The 19860-nt window shown below is 59.2% G+C and carries 16 protein-coding genes and 2 pseudogenes; 14 read left to right on the top strand and 4 right to left on the bottom strand.

Going from position 1 to position 19860, the window contains the following annotated elements:
- Positions 1–45: 45 nt before the first annotated feature.
- The 10 genes and pseudogenes from ftsZ to QP027_RS07425 all read left to right on the top strand — a co-directional run bounded on the left by ftsZ (position 46) and on the right by QP027_RS07425 (position 12316).
- A complete protein-coding gene (gene ftsZ, locus QP027_RS07470) occupies positions 46–1266 on the top strand; it encodes a cell division protein FtsZ (RefSeq protein WP_284823729.1) in 1221 nt (406 codons plus the stop codon).
- Between the two features lie 25 nt (positions 1267–1291).
- Positions 1292–2023, top strand: a complete 732-nt coding sequence (gene pgeF / locus QP027_RS07465) for a peptidoglycan editing factor PgeF (RefSeq protein ID WP_284823727.1) — start codon at positions 1292–1294, stop codon at positions 2021–2023.
- 2 nt (positions 2024–2025) lie between these two features.
- A complete protein-coding gene (locus QP027_RS07460; RefSeq protein ID WP_284823725.1) occupies positions 2026–2745 on the top strand; it encodes a YggS family pyridoxal phosphate-dependent enzyme in 720 nt (239 codons plus the stop codon).
- 55 nt (positions 2746–2800) lie between these two features.
- Entirely contained in the window at positions 2801–3268 is a 468-nt protein-coding gene (locus QP027_RS07455) for a cell division protein SepF (protein ID WP_284823723.1), read from the top strand.
- A gap of 141 nt (positions 3269–3409) precedes the next feature.
- Positions 3410–3691, top strand: a complete 282-nt coding sequence (locus tag QP027_RS07450) for a YggT family protein (protein ID WP_284826977.1) — start codon at positions 3410–3412, stop codon at positions 3689–3691.
- Between the two features lie 310 nt (positions 3692–4001).
- Positions 4002–5027 (top strand): DivIVA domain-containing protein, encoded by a 1026-nt coding sequence (locus QP027_RS07445; RefSeq protein ID WP_284823721.1) that lies wholly within the window; start codon positions 4002–4004, stop codon positions 5025–5027.
- 364 nt (positions 5028–5391) lie between these two features.
- On the top strand, positions 5392–8583 hold the full coding sequence (gene ileS, locus QP027_RS07440; RefSeq protein WP_284823720.1) for an isoleucine--tRNA ligase: 3192 nt from the start codon (positions 5392–5394) through the stop codon (positions 8581–8583).
- A gap of 6 nt (positions 8584–8589) precedes the next feature.
- Positions 8590–9418 (top strand): annotated as a pseudogene (locus tag QP027_RS07435) (EamA family transporter).
- 45 nt (positions 9419–9463) lie between these two features.
- A complete protein-coding gene (locus tag QP027_RS07430) occupies positions 9464–10903 on the top strand; it encodes an amino acid permease (RefSeq protein ID WP_284823718.1) in 1440 nt (479 codons plus the stop codon).
- A 21-nt stretch (positions 10904–10924) separates the two neighbouring features.
- The gene (locus QP027_RS07425; RefSeq protein ID WP_284823717.1) at positions 10925–12316 is read left to right on the top strand and encodes a DNA polymerase IV; all 1392 of its coding nucleotides are present in this window, start codon (positions 10925–10927) and stop codon (positions 12314–12316) included.
- Here the strand turns inward: QP027_RS07425 and QP027_RS07420 are convergent.
- Positions 12313–13257: an asparaginase gene (locus tag QP027_RS07420; protein ID WP_284823714.1), complete on the bottom strand. Its 945-nt coding sequence runs from the start codon at positions 13255–13257 to the stop codon at positions 12313–12315. The two genes, QP027_RS07425 and QP027_RS07420, sit on opposite strands and share 4 nt — an antisense overlap.
- 108 nt (positions 13258–13365) lie before the next feature.
- Here QP027_RS07420 and QP027_RS07415 point away from each other — a divergent pair, with 108 nt between their 5' ends.
- Positions 13366–14010 carry a WKL family lipoprotein gene (locus QP027_RS07415; protein WP_284823713.1) on the top strand — a complete coding sequence of 215 codons (645 nt, stop codon included), beginning with the start codon at positions 13366–13368 and terminating at the stop codon, positions 14008–14010.
- Positions 14011–14030: 20 nt separating this feature from the next.
- On the opposite strand, the pseudogene QP027_RS07410 reads toward QP027_RS07415, so the two are convergent.
- Together QP027_RS07410 and QP027_RS07405 are read right to left on the bottom strand one after the other, a co-directional pair.
- Positions 14031–15733: pseudogene (locus tag QP027_RS07410) on the bottom strand (ABC-F family ATP-binding cassette domain-containing protein).
- Between the two features lie 112 nt (positions 15734–15845).
- Positions 15846–16805 carry a DUF6263 family protein gene (locus QP027_RS07405; protein WP_284823712.1) on the bottom strand — a complete coding sequence of 320 codons (960 nt, stop codon included), beginning with the start codon at positions 16803–16805 and terminating at the stop codon, positions 15846–15848.
- Positions 16806–16933: 128 nt separating this feature from the next.
- Between QP027_RS07405 and lspA the strand changes: the two genes are divergently transcribed.
- From lspA to QP027_RS07390, 3 genes are read left to right on the top strand one after another with little or no spacing between them, the layout of a single operon-like run.
- Positions 16934–17497, top strand: coding sequence for a signal peptidase II (gene lspA, locus QP027_RS07400; RefSeq protein WP_284823711.1), 564 nt, complete (start codon positions 16934–16936; stop codon positions 17495–17497).
- Positions 17498–17541: 44 nt separating this feature from the next.
- Positions 17542–18420 (top strand): RluA family pseudouridine synthase, encoded by an 879-nt coding sequence (locus QP027_RS07395; protein ID WP_432418625.1) that lies wholly within the window; start codon positions 17542–17544, stop codon positions 18418–18420.
- Complete coding sequence (locus QP027_RS07390) at positions 18417–18980, top strand: hypothetical protein (protein ID WP_284823707.1); 564 nt, start codon at positions 18417–18419, stop codon at positions 18978–18980. Before QP027_RS07395 ends, QP027_RS07390 begins: the two co-directional genes overlap by 4 nt.
- On the opposite strand, the gene rarD is transcribed toward QP027_RS07390, so the two are convergent.
- Positions 18977–19843, bottom strand: coding sequence for an EamA family transporter RarD (gene rarD, locus QP027_RS07385; protein WP_284823706.1), 867 nt, complete (start codon positions 19841–19843; stop codon positions 18977–18979). The genes QP027_RS07390 and rarD overlap by 4 nt on opposite strands.
- Positions 19844–19860 lie beyond the last annotated feature (17 nt).

Raw genomic sequence — 19860 nt, 5'->3', positions numbered from 1 at the left:
GTACAAAGATTTTCCATTTATGTTCTGAAAGGCGAGCATTCTCACATGACATCTCCGAACAACTACCTCGCCATGATCCGCGTCGTCGGTGTCGGCGGCGGCGGAGTCAATGCGGTGAACCGCATGATCGAAGAGGGCCTCAAGGGCGTCGAGTTCGTTGCCATCAACACTGACTCCCAAGCGCTACTGTTCACCGATGCCGACACCAAGCTCGATATCGGCCGTGAAGCAACACGTGGCCTTGGTGCAGGCGCTAATCCTGACGTGGGTCGTACCTCCGCAGAAGACCACAAAAGTGAGATCGAAGAGTCGCTGAAGGGCTCGGATATGGTCTTCGTTACCGCAGGCGAGGGCGGTGGCACGGGTACCGGCGCTGCTCCAGTTGTCGCTGGCATTGCAAAGAAGATGGGGGCGCTGACCATCGGCGTTGTCACCCGCCCGTTCTCCTTCGAGGGCAAGCGTCGTACCCGTCAGGCAATGGCTGGCATCGAGACCCTTAAGGAAGTCTGCGATACCGTCATCGTCATTCCTAACGACCGCCTCCTGCAGCTTGGCGACCAGGAGCTGTCCATGATGGAAGCCTTCCGTGCGGCCGACGAGGTTTTGTACAACGGTGTGCAGGGCATCACCAACCTGATCACGATCCCAGGAATGATCAACGTCGACTTTGCCGATGTGCGCTCCGTCATGGCAGACGCTGGTTCCGCACTGATGGGTGTTGGCTCTTCCCGCGGCGACAACCGCGTCATGGATGCAACCCTTCAGGCGATCAATTCGCCACTTTTAGAATCCACCATGGAAGGCGCCAAGGGCGTACTGATTTCCGTTGCCGGTGGTTCCGATCTTGGCCTGATGGAAGTGAACAACGCAGCATCCATCGTTGAGGAGAAGGCTGACGACGATGCCAACATCATCTTCGGCACCATCATCGATGACAACCTGGGCGACGAGGTCCGCGTGACCATTATCGCTACCGGTTTCGACGAGAAGGCAAACGCCTTGCCAACAGGCAACGCGCAACCTGATGTCGAAGCTGAGCCAGCGGCGCCGCAGTCCGAGGCTGCTACACCAGCGCCTTCTCGGGGATCGCTTTTCGACGAGCGCGCCCGCGAAGAGGAAGTCGCAGAGGTAGAAGAGCCTGTGCGCTACCGCCAGGAGCCACGCAGCACTGGCCTGTTCACCCCGTCGGAGACTCGCTCCGACCGCGGCAACCGACGTCGCCGCGACGATGACGACGACTTGGACGTGCCAAGCTTCATGCGCTAAGCCACGCTGCGCTAGCCTGGAGAACATGTCGCAGTTAGAAAATCGCCCCGTCCGCATGGTGTTTACCACCCGTGCAGGCGGGGTTTCCCAATCCCCGTACGCCTCCTTCAACCTTGGTGACCACGTCGGCGATGATCCGCAGGCCGTTGCCGACAACCGGGCCCGCCTAGCCCAGATCCTCGACCTGCCGCAGGAGAACTTTGTGTGGATGGAACAACTCCACACCAACAACGTCACAGTGGTCAACAAGGCACAGGACACACCCGTAGAAGCGACCGATGCCTTAGTGACCACCACACCAGGTTTGGCGCTGTGCGTCCTCGTGGCCGATTGCGTTCCAGTTCTACTTGCGGACCATTCGAACGGTGTTGCAGCAGTAGCCCACGCCGGCCGAATGGGTGCTCGTAACGGAATCATCCCGAACACGGTGAACAAAATGATTGAATTGGGGGCTAAACCGCAGAATATTCAGGTCATCCTGGGGCCGGCCGCAGCTGGTGAATCCTACGAGGTGCCGGAATCTATGGCTGCCGATGTGGAACAGCATCTCCCAGGCTCACGCGCAACAACAAAGCAAGGCACCCCAGGCATCGACGTGCGCGCAGGATTGGTCCGCCAACTAATGGGAATGGGCATTACCAACATCGATGCCGACCCAAGGGACACGATTACCGACGAGGACTTCTTTTCCTACCGCCGCGAGGGCACCACTGGAAGGCAAGCAGGCGTCGTCTGGCTTACCGGCAAGGAGGCGTAGCGATGACCCGCTTCGAGGACATCTCCGCCAACCTGAACTCAGTGATGGAAACCATCCGCGCCGCAGAAAAGGCTGCTGGCAGAACGGCTGGAAGCGTAAAGCTGCTACCGGTCACCAAATTTCACCCGGTGGAGGACATTGAAATACTAGGTCAGCTAGGTGTGGACTTGGTGGGAGAAAACCGCGAACAGGAAGCCCGTGCGAAAGCGGAAGAGTTGAAAGCGCGCGGGGAGTCGTCGATAAGCATTGCGATGATCGGCCAAATCCAGACCAAGAAGGCCAATGCTGTTGCGCGTTGGGCACATGAGGTGCACTCCCTAGATACCGTGCGGTTGGCCGAGGGGCTCAACCGAGGGGTGGGGCTGGCGATCGAGCGAGGCGACCGCGAAGCGGGCCAATTGCCAAGTCTGATTCAAGTGTCAATGGATAACGATCCCACGCGCGGGGGAGTCCCACTTGATGATGTGGATGAATTGGCTGCATTAGTCGAAGAGACAGAGCATTTGCGATTCGACGGAATCATGGTTGTACCGCCTTTAGACACCGACCCCGTGGAGGTGTTTGCGCAGGCGAGAGAGCTTGCGGACCGCTTCGGTGAAAGCCTCGGCCGGTCGATGAAACTCTCGGCGGGAATGTCGGGGGATTTCGAAAAAGCAATTGCTGAAGGAAGCGATATCGTGCGTGTCGGAACCGGAGTGCTTGGCGCGCGCCACGTAGGCTAACGGTCAGATAACAGCGCACCGACCGCCAAAATGATCGACCTTTAGGAGTGGCCACATGTCTATTATGAAAAGCGCCAAGGAATTCTTCGGATTCGCACCATACGGCCCTGAAGATGACGCTTACTACGATGAACCTCGTTACCAAGACGACGGATCTGCAGCTTACGAGCCGGTAGCAGAGCGGTCCTTTTCCTACGGCGCTGACCGCGTTGAGCCTGTCGAGCGCGCACCACGCGCATACGCACCTGCTGTGGTCGCAGTGGCGCTGCGCTCTTACGATGAGGCAAAGGAAATTGGCGAACCTTTCCGCGACGGCGACGCAGTTGTGATGGACTTGACGGAGCTGGACCGCGATGCGCGCAAGGCAGTTGTCGATTTCTCGGCAGGCCTGTGCTTCGCACTTCGTGGCCAGATGCACAATCTAACGCGATACAGTGACACTGATCGTCGAGTCTTCGCGATCGTTCCAGAAAACGCCCGCATCACCACTCTCGAATTGGAGCGCGCAGCTAAGCTCCGCTAAAGACCTCGCTGAGCTGCGGTTCAGTCTTGGATCGACGGTAACGGTCGGAACCCAACGCCCTAGATTTCTTTCGTGCACAAGCCGGGAAATCAGGGCGTTCGTCGTTTAACACAGAAATAGGTAGGCTAAGCACTCGTGAGCATGCTTGGAGCGATTTTATACGCGATCGTGAGGATTTACGCCCTCATCGTTATCGTGCGCATTCTGATTGAAATGGTGCAGTCTTTTTCCCGTCAGTTCGCACCGCCGAGCTGGTTTATGGTGATTGCCGAGTTCTTCTTTGTTGTCACGGACCCACCGATTAAGGCTTTGCGACGAATCATCCCGCCGATGCGGATGGGAGGAGTGGCACTGGATCTGAGCGTTCTGGTGTTGTTCTTCGCGTTGTCTATTCTCGGTGCCATTATCCGAATCGTCTTCTAACGTGAAACGCCAGTTTTGAAGATTACAACTTGGCAACTTAACCACTATCGGGGGTAATCCCGAGCGAGCTTAGGTGTATTGATTAGGGCGTTCTTTCAGGTGGGAGAGTGGTTGAAACTCTGAACCTACGGTAAAGATAAAGGGTAAGTGTTGTGCCTTCCGAGTCACGTCATGACTAGACTTGGAAGATGTAACAATTAGAAATGAACTAAGATGTACTAAACACCTTTTCATCGCTGTGCCGCGCGCATAGTGGAGAGCGACAAATGCTCTGTTTGGAAAGGGAAACATAGACTCGAAGGGAACGCTTATGCCGCTGACACCAGCAGACGTGCACAATGTCGCTTTCAGCAAGCCACCAATCGGCAAGCGGGGCTACAACGAGGATGAAGTCGACCAGTTCTTGGACTTGGTTGAAGACACCCTGGCCCAACTGCAGGACGAGAATGACGACCTGCGCGCACGCGTCGAAGACCTCGATAGCCAGCTCAAGGCAGGCGGCGCAACTGGTGCTGGAGCAGTGGCTTCAGGCAAGTCCGACGTCGACGAAGCTGCAGTACGCAAGCAGATCGAAGAGAAGTTGCGTGCCGAGTATGACAACAAGCTGAAGCAGGCACAGGACGCCAAGGCGAAGGCTGAAGACGAAGCTAAGAACGCGAAGCAGGATGCAGCGAAGGCTCGCGAGGAGGCAGCTAACGCTGCTAAGTCTCAGCCACAGGCAGCAGCTTTCGCTGGCGGCGCGGCCGCAGCTGCGAAGCCAGACACCGCAAACGCGGAGACCCACATTCAGGCTGCGAAGGTCCTTGGCCTTGCACAGGAAATGTCGGATCGTCTGACTTCCGAGGCGCAGGCTGAGTCCAAGTCCATGCTGGACGAGGCTCGCGAAGCTGCAGAAAAGCAGCTGAACGAGGCAGAGGCCAAGGCGACCAGGCAGCTTGCAGACGCAGACTCTCGCTCGAAGAGCCAGCTCGCAGCGGCTGAGAAGCAGGCGGCAGAGACCACCCAAGCTGCCGAAACTCGTGCGAAGACCCTCGTTGAGGACGCAGAGAAGCAGGCAGAGCAGACCATCAACGACGCTAACTCCCGCGCTGAGGCACAAATTCGCCAGGCAGAGGAGAAGGCAGCACAGCTCCAGGCTGACGCTGAGAAGAAGCACACCGAAATTATGAACACGGTGAAGCAGCAGCAGACCGCTCTGGAAACCCGCATCGGGGAACTGCGCACCTTCGAGCGCGAGTACCGCACTCGCCTGAAGACCCTCCTGGCTTCCCAGCTGGAGGAGCTGGAGACTCGCGGATCCTCCGCACCTAATGGAGACTCCGGCCAAAACAAGTAAAACTTGTAAACGTAGCGCCTGACCGCCCCGCGTGGTCAGGCGCTTTGTTGTTGCCTAAGCCGACTTGAGCCTCCGTGAGCCCAACAGGCTGGCCGGGGAATCGTCGTCAAGCAAAGCCGCAGTGTATACTCGCAGGCGTTGAGGCTACACAGCCATAACGCGCAGTGATCCGGCCATCACCGGGGAGCGTTTCCGGAAGAACAGCGACAAGCTCAGTAGAACCGGACGGACAGGAGACGTCACCTCCTTCACCACAGAAACGAAGTGGGGCAGCGCACCAGCGCAGCCCAAGCAGGGTGGTACCGCGCGCAAGCGTCCCTGCAGTTAAGTATCTGCAGCGTGAAGGAAGGATCGGACCAGCGCGATGTCCAACCCAGTCGGTGGTGTGTACCCCAAGGTTGATTTGACCGGGGGAAGCTCAAAGTTCCCTGAGATGGAACAAGAAGTACTGAAGTTTTGGAAGGAAGACAACACTTTCCAGGCCTCGCTAGAAAACCGCAAGGACGACGAAGAGTACGTCTTCTACGACGGCCCACCGTTTGCCAACGGCCTTCCACACTACGGCCACCTTCTGACCGGCTATGTCAAAGACATTATCCCGCGTTTCCGCACGATGAAGGGCTACCATGTCCCTCGCGTCTTCGGCTGGGATACCCACGGCCTGCCCGCTGAGCTCGAAGCCGAAAAGCAGCTGGGTATCAAGGACAAAGGCGAGATCGAGGAAATGGGTCTGGCCAAGTTCAACGAGTACTGCGCAAAGTCTGTGCTTGAGTACACCGAAGAGTGGAAAGAATACGTCACCCGCCAAGCGCGCTGGGTGGACTTTGACAATGGTTACAAGACCATGGACATGAACTACATGGAGTCCGTGATCTGGGCGTTCAAGGAGCTCTACGACAAGGGCCTGATCTACCAGGGCTTCCGCGTTTTGCCATACTCCTGGGCCGAGCACACCCCACTGTCCAACCAGGAGACCCGCCTGGACGATTCCTACCGCGAGCGCCAGGACCCAACGCTCACCGTCACCATGCCTTTCACCGGTGCTGAAACCGGTACCACCGGTGAAAAGACGTGGAATGCGCACCCAGAGCTAGCAGGCGCTGCAGCAATTGCCTGGACGACGACCCCGTGGACTCTTCCATCCAACCTCGCCTTGGCGGTTCACCCTGAGGTGGAGTACTCGTTGATCAAGATTGGCGAGGACGGTGTCGAAGGCTTCCGCGGTGAAAAGGTCCTGCTGGCAAGCCCACTGGTCGGCGCGTACGCGAAGGAATTTGGCAAGGAGTCCGAGATCGTGGCGACTTTCCAGGGCACCGAACTGGAAGGCATCCAATACACGCCGATTTTCGATTACTTTGCCGATCAGGACAATGCGTTCAAGATCATCCTGGCGGATTACGTCACCACCGAGGACGGTACCGGCATCGTCCACCAGGCGCCTGCCTTCGGTGAAGACGATATGCTTACCTGCGAAAAGTACGGTATCGAATTGGTCATTCCGGTGGACATGGACGGTAAGTTCACCAGCCTGGCACCGGATTATGAAGGCCAGCTGGTATTCGACGCGAACAAGGACATCATCCGCGATCTAAAGGCGAAGAACCGTGTCCTGCGCCACCAGACGATCGTCCACTCCTACCCACACTCCTGGCGCTCCGGCGAGCCGCTAATCTACATGGCTCTGCCGTCATGGTTTGTCAAGGTGTCCGAGTTCCGCGACCGCATGGTCGAGCTCAACCACGAGCAGATCGAGTGGGTTCCAGAGCACATCCGTGACGGCCAGTTTGGCAAGTGGCTGCAAAACGCCCGCGACTGGAACATTTCGCGTACCCGCTACTGGGGTTCACCAATCCCGGTGTGGCAGTCCGACGACCCTGAGTACCCGCGCACCGACGTCTACGGCTCCCTCGATGAGCTAGAGCGTGATTTCGGTGTGCGCCCAGAGTCCCTGCACCGCCCGTACATCGATGAGCTGACTCGCCCGAACCCAGATGACCCAACCGGGAAATCCACCATGCGCCGCGTCACCGACGTCCTCGACGTGTGGTTCGACTCTGGCTCTATGCCATTCGCGCAGTTCCACTACCCGTTTGAAAACAAAGAATGGTTCGACCAGCACCACCCAGCGGACTTTATCGTGGAGTACATCGGCCAGACCCGCGGATGGTTCTACCTGCTCCACGTCTTGTCCACCGCGCTGTTCGACCGCCCTGCGTTCAAGCAGGTAGTCGCGCACGGCATCGTGCTTGGCGACGACGGCCAGAAGATGAGTAAGTCCAAGGGTAATTACCCGAACGTCAACGAAGTCTTTGACCGCGACGGCTCCGACGCGATGCGTTGGTTCCTCATGTCCAGCCCAATCCTGCGCGGCGGCAACCTGATCGTCACCGAACAAGGCATCCGTGACGGCGTGCGCCAGGCGATCCTGCCGATCTGGAACGCCTACACTTTCCTGCAGCTGTACTCCTCAGAGGAAGCAACCTGGTCGACAGATTCCGAGCACGTGCTTGACCGCTACATCCTGGCAAAACTCCACGACCTTGTCGTGGACGTCGAACAGGCACTGAGCACCACCGACATCTCCGGTGCCTGCGAGCAGGTGCGCCTGTTCGCAGATGCGCTGACCAACTGGTACGTGCGTCGTTCCCGCGATCGTTTCTGGGAGGGCCAGGAGAAGCACCCTGAGGCATTCAATACTCTTTACACAGTGCTGGAAGTTCTCACGCGTGTTGCAGCTCCACTGCTGCCATACGTCACCGAGGTCATCTGGCGCGGTCTCACCGGCGAGCGCTCCGTGCACCTGACCGACTACCCGAACGCAGCTGATTTCCCAGCTGACGCCGACCTGGTTGCCTCGATGGATGCCACCCGTGGTGTGTGCTCAGCGGCGTCGTCGGTACGCAAGGCCCACAAGCTGCGTAACCGTCTGCCTCTGCCAAAGCTCACCGTGGCTTTGCCTAACTCGGCACAGCTAGAGCCGTTTACAAATATTCTGCGCGACGAGGTCAACGTTAAGGACGTGCAGCTTACCGACGACGTTGACTCGGTGGGTACCTTCGAGGTCGTCGTCAATGCGAAGGTTGCTGGCCCAACCCTGGGCCGCGACGTGCAGCGCGCAATCAAGAACGTCAAGACCGGCAACTACACCCGCGACGGTGAAAACGTAGTCGTCGACGGCGACATCGTCTTGACCCCTGAGCTCTACACCGAGCGACTCGTCGCGGAGGATCCAGAGTCCACCGCACGCATCGACGGCCTCGATGGCCTTGTCGTTTTGGACATGGAGCTCACCGAGGAACTCGAGGCGGAAGGCTGGGCAGCCGACGTTATTCGTGGACTGCAGGATGCGCGTAAGGCTTCTGGCTTCGAGGTCTCCGACCGCATCACCGCGGTGCTCAGCGTCCCTGCAGAGAAGGAGGCGTGGGCTCGTCGCCACGCAGACCGCATTGCCGCTGAAACCTTGGCCACCGACTTCACTGTGACCACAGCTGCACTAGAAGGCGACGTCCACGACGTTGTCGCCGGTGTGACCGCTACCGTGGCGAAGAACGCATAACCGCTGATGCAGCGACTGAAAGCCCCCGCTCTGCTGGTGGCCTCGGGAACGTCTTTGTACGCCGGGGCTGCCATCGCAGTGGGGCTTTTCGCTACGTTCCCGCCCCTGGTGGTGGCGTGGATGCGGATCTCGGCCGCAGCGTTGGTCTTGATCGTGATCAACAGGCCTGCGCTGCGCGACTTTGTCGGCCCGATCGGGCGCAGCGCAGCCATCTTTGGCGTGGTGACGTTGGCGATGAACATGACCTTCTACGAAGCCATCGCACGCATCCCGCTGGGCACTGCGGTGGCCATCGAATTTCTCGGGCCCATTGCGGTAGCTGCATTCGGTTCGCGTACCGGCCGAGACTGGCTGGCGTTGCTCCTTGCGGGCGCGGGCGTGCTTGTGATTTCCGGGGCAACGTGGACCACCAACGGGCTCGGCATTGTGTTAGCGCTCGCAGCGGGTGCGTTGTGGGCAGGGTACATCGTTGTGGGCAACCGAATTGCGGCAGATACCGCCACATCGCGATCGTCGACAGCAGTCGGGTTCTCGTGGGCGGCGGTACTTTCCCTGCCCCTGGTTGCCGTGTGGTTGGCCGTATGACGGTGATCAAAACCCGCTTATCATCTCGGCGCTTGCTCTCGCACTGGGAATACTTTCAGCCGCGATCCCGTACTCCATCGACCAAGTGGTCCTGCGCATGGCGGGGGCGGCGAGTTTCGCGGTCATGCAGGCGATCCTGCCGGTAGTCGCAGCGCTGGTCGGGGCGATTGCCCTGCAGCAGTGGCTCACGGCGCCGGAGATGGTCGGCATGTTGCTCATCGTCGTGGCAGTTGCTTTGCGACGACCATAGGGCCCAAAGTAGACCTCTTGGTCTAGTGTGTGCTTAGATTTTTCTATGACCACGACCAATGATGCTCTTCACCGCAAAGAAACTGCGGGCTATAACTCAGGACTCGGGCACCGGCACATCCAAATGATCGCCCTGGGCGGGGCATTAGGCACGGGCCTGTTCCTCGGAGCAGGCGGACGCCTCAACGTTGGCGGACCCGGCCTTGCAATCGTCTATGCAGTGTGCGGAATCATCGGATACCTTATGCTGCGCAGCCTTGGCGAAATGGTGGTGCATCGCCCAACGTCGGGCTCCTTTGCCTCCTATGCCCGCGAATTTCTAGGGCAGAAGGCGGCGTACTTCGCGGGCTGGATTTACTTTATGGCCTGGGTGACCGTAGGAATCACTGAGCTCACAGCAATCGCCATCTATCTGCATTTCTGGCCGATCTTCCAAGGGATTCCCCAATGGGTACTGGTGGCAATCGCCCTCGTAATTGTCTTGGGTGTGAATCTCCTGGGAGTGCGCCTATTCGGTGAAGCCGAGTTTTGGTTTGCCGTGATCAAGGTTGGCGCACTTGTGGTGTTCATGATTGTCGGCGTTATCCTCTTGGTCTCGGGTCACAACGTTGGTGGCTACGAGCCCGGTCTTACAGCCTTGAGCGAAGATGGGTGGTTCCCCAACGGTGTGCTGCCACTGATCGTGATGACACAAGGCGTGATCTTCGCCTACGCGGGCATCGATATGATCGGTGTGACCGCTGGCGAGACGGAGAACCCGCGCAGGGAAATTCCTAAGGCGATCAACGCGACAGTCATCCGCATCGTGTTTTTCTACGTCGGTTCCGTGCTGCTGTTGGCACTCTTGCTGCCAAGCCATGTGTACAAGGCGGATGAGTCGCCCTTTGTCACATTTATGAACGCCCTTGGCGTGCCTTATGCAGCCGACATTATGAACCTTGTCGTGCTTACCGCGGCGTTGTCATCAGTGAACGCCGGTTTGTACGCCACCGCGCGCATTCTGAAACCACTTGCGGTGTCTGGTCTGGCGCCAAAGTTCCTGGGTACGATGTCGAATAGTGGCGTACCAGCAGGGGGCGTGTGGTTAACTAGCGCGATGTTCGTCTTCGGCATCATTTTGAACTACGTGGTTCCCAACCAGGCGTTTGAGATCGTGCTCAATCTTGGTGCCATCGGCATTTTGGGCATGTGGATCATGATTTGTCTTTCCCACGTTGGCTACCTGCGTGCGGTAAAGCGCGGGCTGGTCGAACAGCATGAGTACCGCGCTCCGCTCGGTGTGTGGGGAGATGTGATCGTCGTGACGTTCTTGGTCGGTGTGCTGGTTCTCATGGGCTTCGATCGTCCAGTGGGCACCTACACTTTGATCACGGCAGTTGTTGTCCTTGTGCCGCTATTTGTGATCGGCTGGTACCTCACCGCAGGGTCGCGCGCCCGCGCCGCCGAAGAACTAGCGGTCGGCCAAGCTGAAGCGGTGGAGCTATAGGACAGCGATAGACTAGCTCCTATGCGGCGCTGGGTCTTACACATCGACATGGATGCCTTCTACGCATCCTGCGAACAGCTCACGCGCCCCACGCTGCGAGGACGCCCAGTGTTAGTCGCCGGAGTCAGCGGACGCGGCGTCGTTGCCGGTGCGAGCTATGAGGCCCGGAAGTTTGGCGCACGCTCTGCGATGCCCACGCACCAAGCCGCACGTTTGGTCGGGCCCAGGGCAGTGTTGGTTACTCCCAGACGGGCTGTCTACTCGACTGCTTCAAAGCGTGTTTTTGAAATCGTGTCGCGCCATGTGGACATTGTCGAACAGCTGTCCATTGATGAAGCGTTCATGGAACCACAAGAGCTGGTTGGAGCAAGCGTCGCCGAGGTGACCGACTGGGCAAACAACCTGCGCGCGGAGATCAAGGCAGAAACCGGTCTTCCCGCCTCGATTGGGGCGGGCTCGGGCAAGCAATACGCCAAAATCTCCTCGGATCTAGCCAAGCCGGATGGCGTGTTTGTCATCGACCCAGACCGTCAGCTGGAGATTCTGCGGCCGCTGCCCGTGGGTGATTTGTGGGGTGTCGGTCCCGTGACTCGCCAAAAATTGACGACGATGGGCGTGGAGACGATCGGCGACTTCGCGGACCTCAGCGAGAAAGAAGTGGAAATTGCGCTGGGCGGGGTTGTTGGCAAGCAATTGTGGCAACTTGCTCGAGGACATGACGATCGCCCCGTTGCACCTCGGGCAGAGGCAAAGCAAATCTCGTCGGAGCACACCTATCCGCAGGACCTGACCACACCCGCTGAGGTCGATGCCGCCTTGGCGCGAGCGGCCCAAGAATCGCACCGTCGGCTGCTCAAAGATGGGCGCGGAGCTCGAACCGTGTCGGTGAAGCTGCGAATGGCGGACTTTCGCATCGAGTCGCGAGCAGCCACGCTCCCGTATGCCACCGACGACGCGGATACGCTTCTTGCAACGGCATACAAACTTGTGCGTTATCCGGGTGAAGTAGGCCCGATCCGCCTAGTGGGTGTGAGCTACTCGGGTTTGGAAGAAGCGTTGCAGCATGTGCTCTTCCCGGAGCTAGACCAAGAGATCAAGCGACCATTGTCACCAGACAGAGATTATGAGTCGGGCGTGAGCGATCACGACACCAGCGCCGACACTATTGCCGTTGACATCACTCCTGCCGACGCGCCGGGACAGTGGCGCGCGACCCAGGACGTTTATCATCCCGAGTATGGGCACGGCTGGGTGCAGGGTGCAGGACATGGGCGGGTGACGGTGAGATTCGAGACGCGCGCCACGGGGCCAGGTCGCATCGTTAATGTGCTTGCCGACGACCCATTGCTCACCCACGCCGATCCGGTGGATTCACTGGCGTGGGACGATTGGTCACCCAATAACGCGGATTAGAACAAACTCGCGGGATCTATGCCGGCAGCCAAGGCGGCAGTGAGCGCGATGCGTGCCTGGTGCGGGCGCAGATAGCCAGCCGGGATGGCGCCCAGCGCGCCGAGCGTGTGGCCACCGCCAGCGCCGCCATAGTCAAATGTGACTTCCCCTTCGGGCAGCTGGGTGGAGATGACGACGGGGGTGTCGTCGTTAAGCATGCCGGTTAGGACGTGACCCATCGCGGTGGAGACGTTTCCGGAACCCATGGCTGCAACGACGACGCCGTCGGGCCGAGTAGAGGCGATCGCGCGAAGTGCAGTCTCGCTAGCGCCCGCCCACGCCGAGACGATGACAACATCTACGCTGCTCAACTGCACAGGGGCTAGGGGAGCGGGGCGACTCAGCGGGAGAGGGGAAGTGGCGTGGAATGCATCAAGATCAGAGGTGTGGCGTTTGATCACGCCTCGTGCGGGCAAGGTGCGGCCACCAAAGCGAACCAAGACGCCACGGTTTCGGGCGGAAGGGTCGGCTGCAAGCTCGATGGACTCGCGCAGGTTGCGTGGACCGTCAGGCGCGGGGTGATCGGCAGGGCGTTGCGCCCCTGTGAGAATGACGGGCCGAGGATCAGAGTGCATGAGGTCGAGCGCCAGCGCCGTGTCCGCCAACGAATCGGTGCCGTGAGTAATCACCACCCCAACAATCTCCGGGTCGGCTAGAGCGCGTCGAGTGGCGACGACTAACTCATCGATATCGGCAAGCGGCATGTCAGAGGAATCCAGGAACGCGGAGTCGATGCCGGTGGTTGGGTAATGAGCTCCAGCGCGTTCGACCAACTGCGCGCGGTGCAACGTTGGGACACATGCGCCTGAGCTATTCTGAGTGGACGCGATGGTTCCACCCGTCGCAATAATGAATACTTTCCCGATTGACCCAGCTGGTTGCATAGTTTTCCAGCTTGCCATACGCGGGTCGCTTTGGCGTTCACATCACGAAACGGTAACGTGTATGGCATTCAGACGTGTGAGGCGTCCCAATCCTATGGTGCCCTCTACGAAGCTCAAGGAGAAGACGTGAAACCGACCAAGATTACTGCACTGATCGCAGCATTCGGTGTTGCAGTCAGCCTCGCCGCTTGCTCGAGCGACGAAGAACCTACTACCGGCAACGGTGAATCCACGACCCGGGCCACCGGGTCCACCGAGGCTGGTGACACAGGTAGCAGCGATACCGCAACGCCTGCACCGGAACAGCCAACCGCAGCAGACCTTAACGAGGTCCTGGCGCGTGCGACTGACTCCAGCCTTCCGATGGAAGAGCGCGTGAGCAGCGTTCAGGGTGGGGAAACCGCCCCAGAGCTGTTCGACACCATGACCATTTCGAAAGAAGAGTCCGGTGCAGACTTCCAGGTAGTTGATCCAGTCCTGCCTGGCTACGCGCCAAACTCCGTTCTGGCTACCGTGAACTTCACCCAGCCCGATCAGGCAACCCAGCTCGCAGAAAACGTCGAGTTCATCTACGAAGATGGCGCGTGGAAGCTATCCCAGTCGTGGGCATGCACCCTGATCACGAACACCGTGACCCCTGAACAGGTTCCGGCCATGTGCCAGGCTGGCGGCGACGCTGGCCCGGTCGAAGAAGCGCCTGCAGAAGCACCGGCGGAACAGCCTGCGGAAGCACCTGCAGAACAGCCAGCTGAGGGAGCGCCAGCTCAGTAAGCTAGCGCAAGCTCAGCGAATTACTCTTCGTCGCGCCACACCTCAGAAGACCACAAGGTTTTCAATGTGAGGATCGTGGCGCGATTGTCTTTTTTCTCGATGCGCTGGCGCCACCGACGACGAATCCAGCGGTCGTGGCTAGTCATGATGACCGTGCCGGGGAAATCAAGTAGGGCAGCCTCTAGTTCCTCGGCCAACGCGAGTGAAAGGTGGTTCGTGGGCTCGTCGAGAAGCAACAGGTCCGGCGGGCAGGCCAAGATGATGCCTAAGGACACGCGACGACGCTGGCCCAACGACAAATCATTGAGCGGTGTAGCTGCTTGCTCCTCAGTCATCAGTCCCATATCCACGAGCGACGCCGGGGTACCTTTGACAGATTTGGTGAAGCGGTCGAAAGCCTCTTGCGCCGTGATCGAGAGGTCTTCCCATTGATCGTCCTGCTCGAGGCGGGAGATCGTGACATCTTCGGGAATGCGCAGCTCACCCATAAAGCCTGTTAGCTCACCGTCGATGATCTTGAGCAAAGTCGACTTTCCCGAACCGTTCGGGCCTTCGACTAAGAGTTGATCGCCCGGCTGAACTTTGATGCTTAGCGGAGCAAGACGTTCTTCAACTGCTAAATCCTTGGTCGCTACCGCAGGCTCACCCAAACTTGTCGCCGTGTGCTCAGGAATGCCGTGGAAGCGCAGGCGCTCCGGCGGCTTCGGAAGGGCATTGCGTTCGAGGTCCTCAAGGCGGTTCTTCGCGCCACGAATGCGGTTACCAACGGTTTTCGCAGCACGGTCGGCATAGAACTTTGCTGCAGCTCGTGTTTCGGTCTTGTTTTCCTGCGAGTGGAAGACTTCCTCAGCGGTCTGGTCCGCCGACTTTTCCAAACGGGCACGCTCGTGCTCTTGGGCGGCGTAGTCACTGGCCCAGCGGTTGCGGCGCGCCTCACGTGCCTTGAGGTAGTCGGTGAACGAGCCGGTGAAGCGGTTGCCCTGGCGGGTTTCCTCGCCAAATCCGCCTTCGTGTCCCAGTCCGGGGTCAAGGTCCACAAGACCATCGCAGGCGACATCGAGGAAATAGCGGTCGTGCGACGCAACCAGCACAGGTCCATTGAATGCTTCGAGCTCGCCGACGAGGAAGTCGACGGCTTCGTCGTCAAGGTGGTTGGTGGGCTCGTCGAGTACCATTCCGTCTACCGGGCGCAATAGCAGCGTGGCAAGTGCGAAACGACGACGCTGGCCGCCCGACATCTCGCCGAGCGGGGTCGAAAGGTCAACATTTGCTAGGCCAAGGCCGGCAAGGACCGTGTCGATGCGGGTGTCGAGTTCCCACACGCCGGAAGATTCCGCGCGTGCGAGTGCCACGTCGAACTGCTCAGCGACTCCTTGAGCGTCCGGGTCCTCGGCCATCTTCTCGGAGAGTTCGGTGATAGAACGTTCAACTGCGCGCAGTTCATCGACGGCTTCGTCGATAAGCGCTGAAGCGGGGAGGAAAACGGCAGCGAAGTTTCCTGCGCAATGAAGCCAGTCACCTCCGGGGTGATGATCTGGCCGACATCTGGGGTGAGATCGCCGGAAATCAGCGAGAGGAGCGTGGACTTACCGGCGCCGTTTTCGCCGATGAGGCCGGTGACGGAACCAGAGGGAACCGCAAATGCGATGTCGGTAAGAACCCGGTTTCCGCCTGGGTAGGAAAAGGACACGCCGTCGATATTGAAATGTGCTGGTGCGACCACGATATGCCTCCTTGAGTCATATGGTCAGTCATACGTGGGGTCCAGCGAATTCCACTTGGAAAACGCGAACCAAGAACACTCCAATAGTAGACCCTTCAGGGGCTGCGCAATACTATTCCGCGTAGGCCACCATGTTGGCTTGGTCCTGCACGATGCGGAAGTTGTCATCCTCGCCTGCGTAGACGACGCGTGTGGTGCTAGCGATCTCGCCGTCGACGGGCAGGGGTTGGGACAAGTCGATGGTCAAAGCGCCCTGAGAGCGCGTGGTGGAGCTTTCGACGGTGAGGGATTGCCCGGCAAGCTCGGGTGCCTCGGACTCGTCGAATGACAATGACGCCTGGGATGGGCGTTGCTCAATCTGCACGTCGAGGTCAACCGTGCCACCGTCGATTGCCGTGACGGTGTAGGTGGTGGTGCGCAACATGGTCGAATCCCCGGTCACGCGCGACTCCACCGACCAGGAGCCGCCTACGCCGACCGGTTCGGAAGGAAAAACCACCGCAGTGCTCAGGATGTTCATCAACCCGGCCTCCACGATGGCTCGACCTTCGTCAGCTCCGTCTTCTGGTGCGAGCAGCTTCACAGTACTGATGCGGCCCTGGTTGTTGCCACGCCAATCCATCAGGAATCCCTCGTTGGATTCCAGTTCGTCGTTGAGCGTAGCCGTGGTATGCGTCGGAGAGCCCGCGGTGAAATGCACCGCGCGCGTGGCCTCTACTTCGCCGTCGCCAGCAACAGGCGCGGAGGTCGTCGTCACGCTCAACGGCAGGGTCAAAGTAGAGGTGTCGGTGCCTTCTGGAGATTCGGGGTCAACAGCCTCGGCTGCCACGACGTTTTGCTCAAACCCTTCGGACACTTCGACGGTGCGCTGCGTGGCAGGTGCATCGTCTTCATCATTGATGTCCTCATACGCGAGAAGCTTGGCGTCTTTGCCAGCATCGAGGAGCTCTACCCGCGCCACATCGACAGCAAAAGCAGGGATTTCTGCCAAAGGATCGGGCTCCGCGCTGCACGCCGAAACGGCTCCAACACTCAAAACGGCCAAGGAAATTGCGATGCGACGAAGTTTCACAAGTACTCAACCTACCGCAAGGAAGCTTGTCGACGACCACCTGCCCAATCCACAGCCAGCGACACACAAAAGACCAATTGCCGCAGGATTAGGTGTAAACCAGCACAACCGCACTAAGGTAGTGAGCGATGGTCGAGGAAAGTAGGACACCGGACATAAATTCAGACAGCCAGACTCGGGCCCAGAAGCGACGGCGCTTCGTCGGTCTGATGGTCGCTGTCATTATTGTCGTCGCCGCACTGGACCAGCTGGTCAAGCAGATCATGCTGGGGTGGTTGGAGCCTGGCGTTCCTGTGCCCGTGATCGGCGATTGGTTCCGATTCTTCCTCCTATTTAACCCGGGCGCTGCCTTTTCTATGGGGCAGGATTCCACGTGGCTGATCACCACGATTCAGCTTGTCTTCGTGGTCGGCGTGCTGATCGCAGCGCCGAAGGTTCGCTACCTTGGCCAGGCGGTTGGTTTGGCGTTACTCGCAGGTGGTGCGCTGGGCAACCTATGTGACCGGTTGTTCCGCGAACCTGGCTTCTGGTTTGGCCATGTCGTTGACTACATCTCGGTGGGCAGCTTCGCGGTGTTTAACCTAGCCGACGCAGCGATCACCGTCGGTGTGATCATCTTCGTGGCCTCGGTGATGATCGAAGAGCCCCGCGCAGAAAAGCGCGCACAGGCGGCGGGGGAGGCAGCGAGGTGACAGGAGATTTTCGCAGCCTGCCCGTTCCCGAGGGGCTTGTCGGAATGCGCGTAGACGCGGCCGTGGCGAAGCTTTTCGGAGTGTCCAGAACAATCGCTGCCGAGCTCGCAGCCGATGGTGAGGTGTTAGTTGACGGCAACGAAGTAACTAAGTCCGAACGCCTCGCCGACGGTCAACAGATTGAGGTCACACTTCCGGAACCCAAGGGCCCACCGATGCCCAAAGAAGAACTTGTTCCGGGATTGGACATTATTTATTCCGATCGTGACGTGATTGCGCTGAATAAGCCCGTTGGCGTTGCAGCACATCCAACGGTGGGCTGGGAGGGGCCGACAGTTGTCGGTGGCCTAGCCGCTGCTGGCGTCAGGGTTTCTACCTCTGGACCTCCAGAGCGAAAAGGCATTGTGCAACGTTTGGACGTGGGCACCTCTGGCATCATGGTCGTTGCTGCTAGTGAGCTGGGCTACTCGGTGCTGAAGAAGGCGTTTAAAGACCGCACCGTGCAAAAGACCTATCACGCGCTGGTTCAAGGACTCCCGGATCCGATTGAGGGCACGGTTGATGCGCCGATTGGCAGGCATCCTTCGTCGGGCTGGAAATTTGCCGTGACCTCTGACGGCAAGCCCGCCGTGACGCATTACAAGGTACTCGAGGCTTTTCGCGAAGCGAGTCTGATCGAGGTCCACCTAGAAACCGGCCGCACTCACCAAATCCGAGTGCACATGTCGGCCCTGGGGCATCCATGCTGCGGTGATCCGATGTACGGCTCAGATCCGAACCTGGCGAAGAAACTCGGGCTCAATCGTCAGTGGCTGCATGCGACGCGCCTGGGCTTTGAACATCCACGGACAGGGGTATGGATGGAAGTGGAAAGCCCATATCCGGCCGATTTACAGCATGCACTTGACGTGATGCGGGGATGAGTAGCTTCGATCGAGCACGGGTGAGCTTCGCGGTGGGTGCCGTCGCGTTTTTCATCGGGCTTATCGTGTTGTTAGGCATGCGCACCCCGCCGCCTCCATTGATCAACGGCGACCAACTGGGCCAGGATCCGGGGGAGAGTTTTAGTGCCTACGAACAGCGCGCCGAGGACTCCCTGGCGGCCTTGCGGGGTGAAGAAAACTCATTCGCCTTGGTGACTTTCGCCCAGCCGTTAGGCCCCGACGACGCTGCAGAAGTCTTGGAACCGGTCGGTCGAGTCAACGCGATGACCGTGGCCTCGGCGCCGGCGCGCAGCCTGCCAGAGCCAACTTCGGGCGAGACCCGCGCCGACGTGTTCACGCGAGAACTCGATCGCATCGCGGCATCGCTGTCGGGGATTGGCAACGTGCCTACTCCCGATACGTTCAATGGGGTTGTCGTGTGGGATGTGCCTGATGTGTTGCGCATGCTTGACGACGACCCCGCCGTAGCTACCGTCGAAGCCCTCCCACCGGACGCGGCGTGGGGGCTCTTTGGTGTAAGCCCTGTGGTGGTTGATTAGGCGCTGGCCCGCGCCATCTTCTTCCTCCGGTGCAGGATGTCCCAAAGATACAAGATCACCGCGATCCAGATGATGGTGAATCCGACCCAGCGGCTCGTCGACAAGTATTCTTGCATGACGAACACAGCCCATAGCATCTGCATGGTTGGCGTGATGTACTGCAACATGCCGATGGTCGTAAGGTTCATGTGCTTGGCACCCATGCCGTAGAGAATCAGTGGCGCGGCGGTGATCGCGCCGGACAGAACCATGAGACCGGTGTGGGTGGGGCCTTCGCTGAAGAAGGTTCCCTGACCGGAGGATTCAAGCCACGTTAGGTAGCCCAAAGCAAGGGGAAGCATGGTAAGTGTTTCGGCGGCGACGGATGCTTGTGCGGAAACCTTGACCTGTTTCTTAACCAGGCCGTAAATGCCGAAAGTGATGGTCATGCCAAGCGCCAACACTGGGGGCTGCTCGGAGAATACAAGGAGCCAGATGACCCCCACGGCGGCGATACCCACGGCGAACACTTGCAGGTGGCGCAGGCGTTCGCGGAGGAACACCACGCCCAGCAGCACGGAGAATAGTGGGTTGATGAAGTATCCCAAAGCAGCATCGGCGACGTGCCCTGAGTTCACAGCGATGACGTAGATTCCCCAGTTGGAGGAAATCAAGAAGCCCGCAAGGACCAGGAGTCCCCAGGTTCTTGCGTCGGCACGGCGCAGCTCGGACCAGCCCTTGCGCACGGTAAGCACGATGCACATCAGTACCGCGGTCCACACGATGCGGTGTGAAAGGATCTCCACGGCGCCTGCTGGTTTAAGCAGGGGGAAGAACGCTGGGAAGAAACCCCAGATTAGATAAGCCAGAAATCCATAGATCACAGGGCTAGACCTTACAT

Source organism: Corynebacterium breve (assembly GCF_030252165.1).
GTDB lineage: Bacteria > Actinomycetota > Actinomycetes > Mycobacteriales > Mycobacteriaceae > Corynebacterium > Corynebacterium breve.
The sequence above is the reverse complement of the archived record's forward strand: the minus strand, read 5'-3'. Positions and strand labels throughout refer to the sequence as shown.

Coding starts and splice junctions, on each gene's coding strand:
- QP027_RS07455 (WP_284823723.1), top strand. CDS start 2,801: ATGTCTATTATGAAAAGCGCCAAGGAATTCTTCGGATTCGCACCATAC.
- QP027_RS07450 (WP_284826977.1), top strand. CDS start 3,410: ATGCTTGGAGCGATTTTATACGCGATCGTGAGGATTTACGCCCTCATC.
- QP027_RS07430 (WP_284823718.1), top strand. CDS start 9,464: ATGACCACGACCAATGATGCTCTTCACCGCAAAGAAACTGCGGGCTAT.
- QP027_RS07395 (WP_432418625.1), top strand. CDS start 17,542: ATGCGCGTAGACGCGGCCGTGGCGAAGCTTTTCGGAGTGTCCAGAACA.
- QP027_RS07460 (WP_284823725.1), top strand. CDS start 2,026: ATGACCCGCTTCGAGGACATCTCCGCCAACCTGAACTCAGTGATGGAA.
- QP027_RS07420 (WP_284823714.1), bottom strand. CDS start 13,257: ATGGCAAGCTGGAAAACTATGCAACCAGCTGGGTCAATCGGGAAAGTA.
- ileS (WP_284823720.1), top strand. CDS start 5,392: ATGTCCAACCCAGTCGGTGGTGTGTACCCCAAGGTTGATTTGACCGGG.
- QP027_RS07445 (WP_284823721.1), top strand. CDS start 4,002: ATGCCGCTGACACCAGCAGACGTGCACAATGTCGCTTTCAGCAAGCCA.
- pgeF (WP_284823727.1), top strand. CDS start 1,292: ATGTCGCAGTTAGAAAATCGCCCCGTCCGCATGGTGTTTACCACCCGT.
- lspA (WP_284823711.1), top strand. CDS start 16,934: ATGGTCGAGGAAAGTAGGACACCGGACATAAATTCAGACAGCCAGACT.
- QP027_RS07425 (WP_284823717.1), top strand. CDS start 10,925: ATGCGGCGCTGGGTCTTACACATCGACATGGATGCCTTCTACGCATCC.
- QP027_RS07390 (WP_284823707.1), top strand. CDS start 18,417: ATGAGTAGCTTCGATCGAGCACGGGTGAGCTTCGCGGTGGGTGCCGTC.
- ftsZ (WP_284823729.1), top strand. CDS start 46: ATGACATCTCCGAACAACTACCTCGCCATGATCCGCGTCGTCGGTGTC.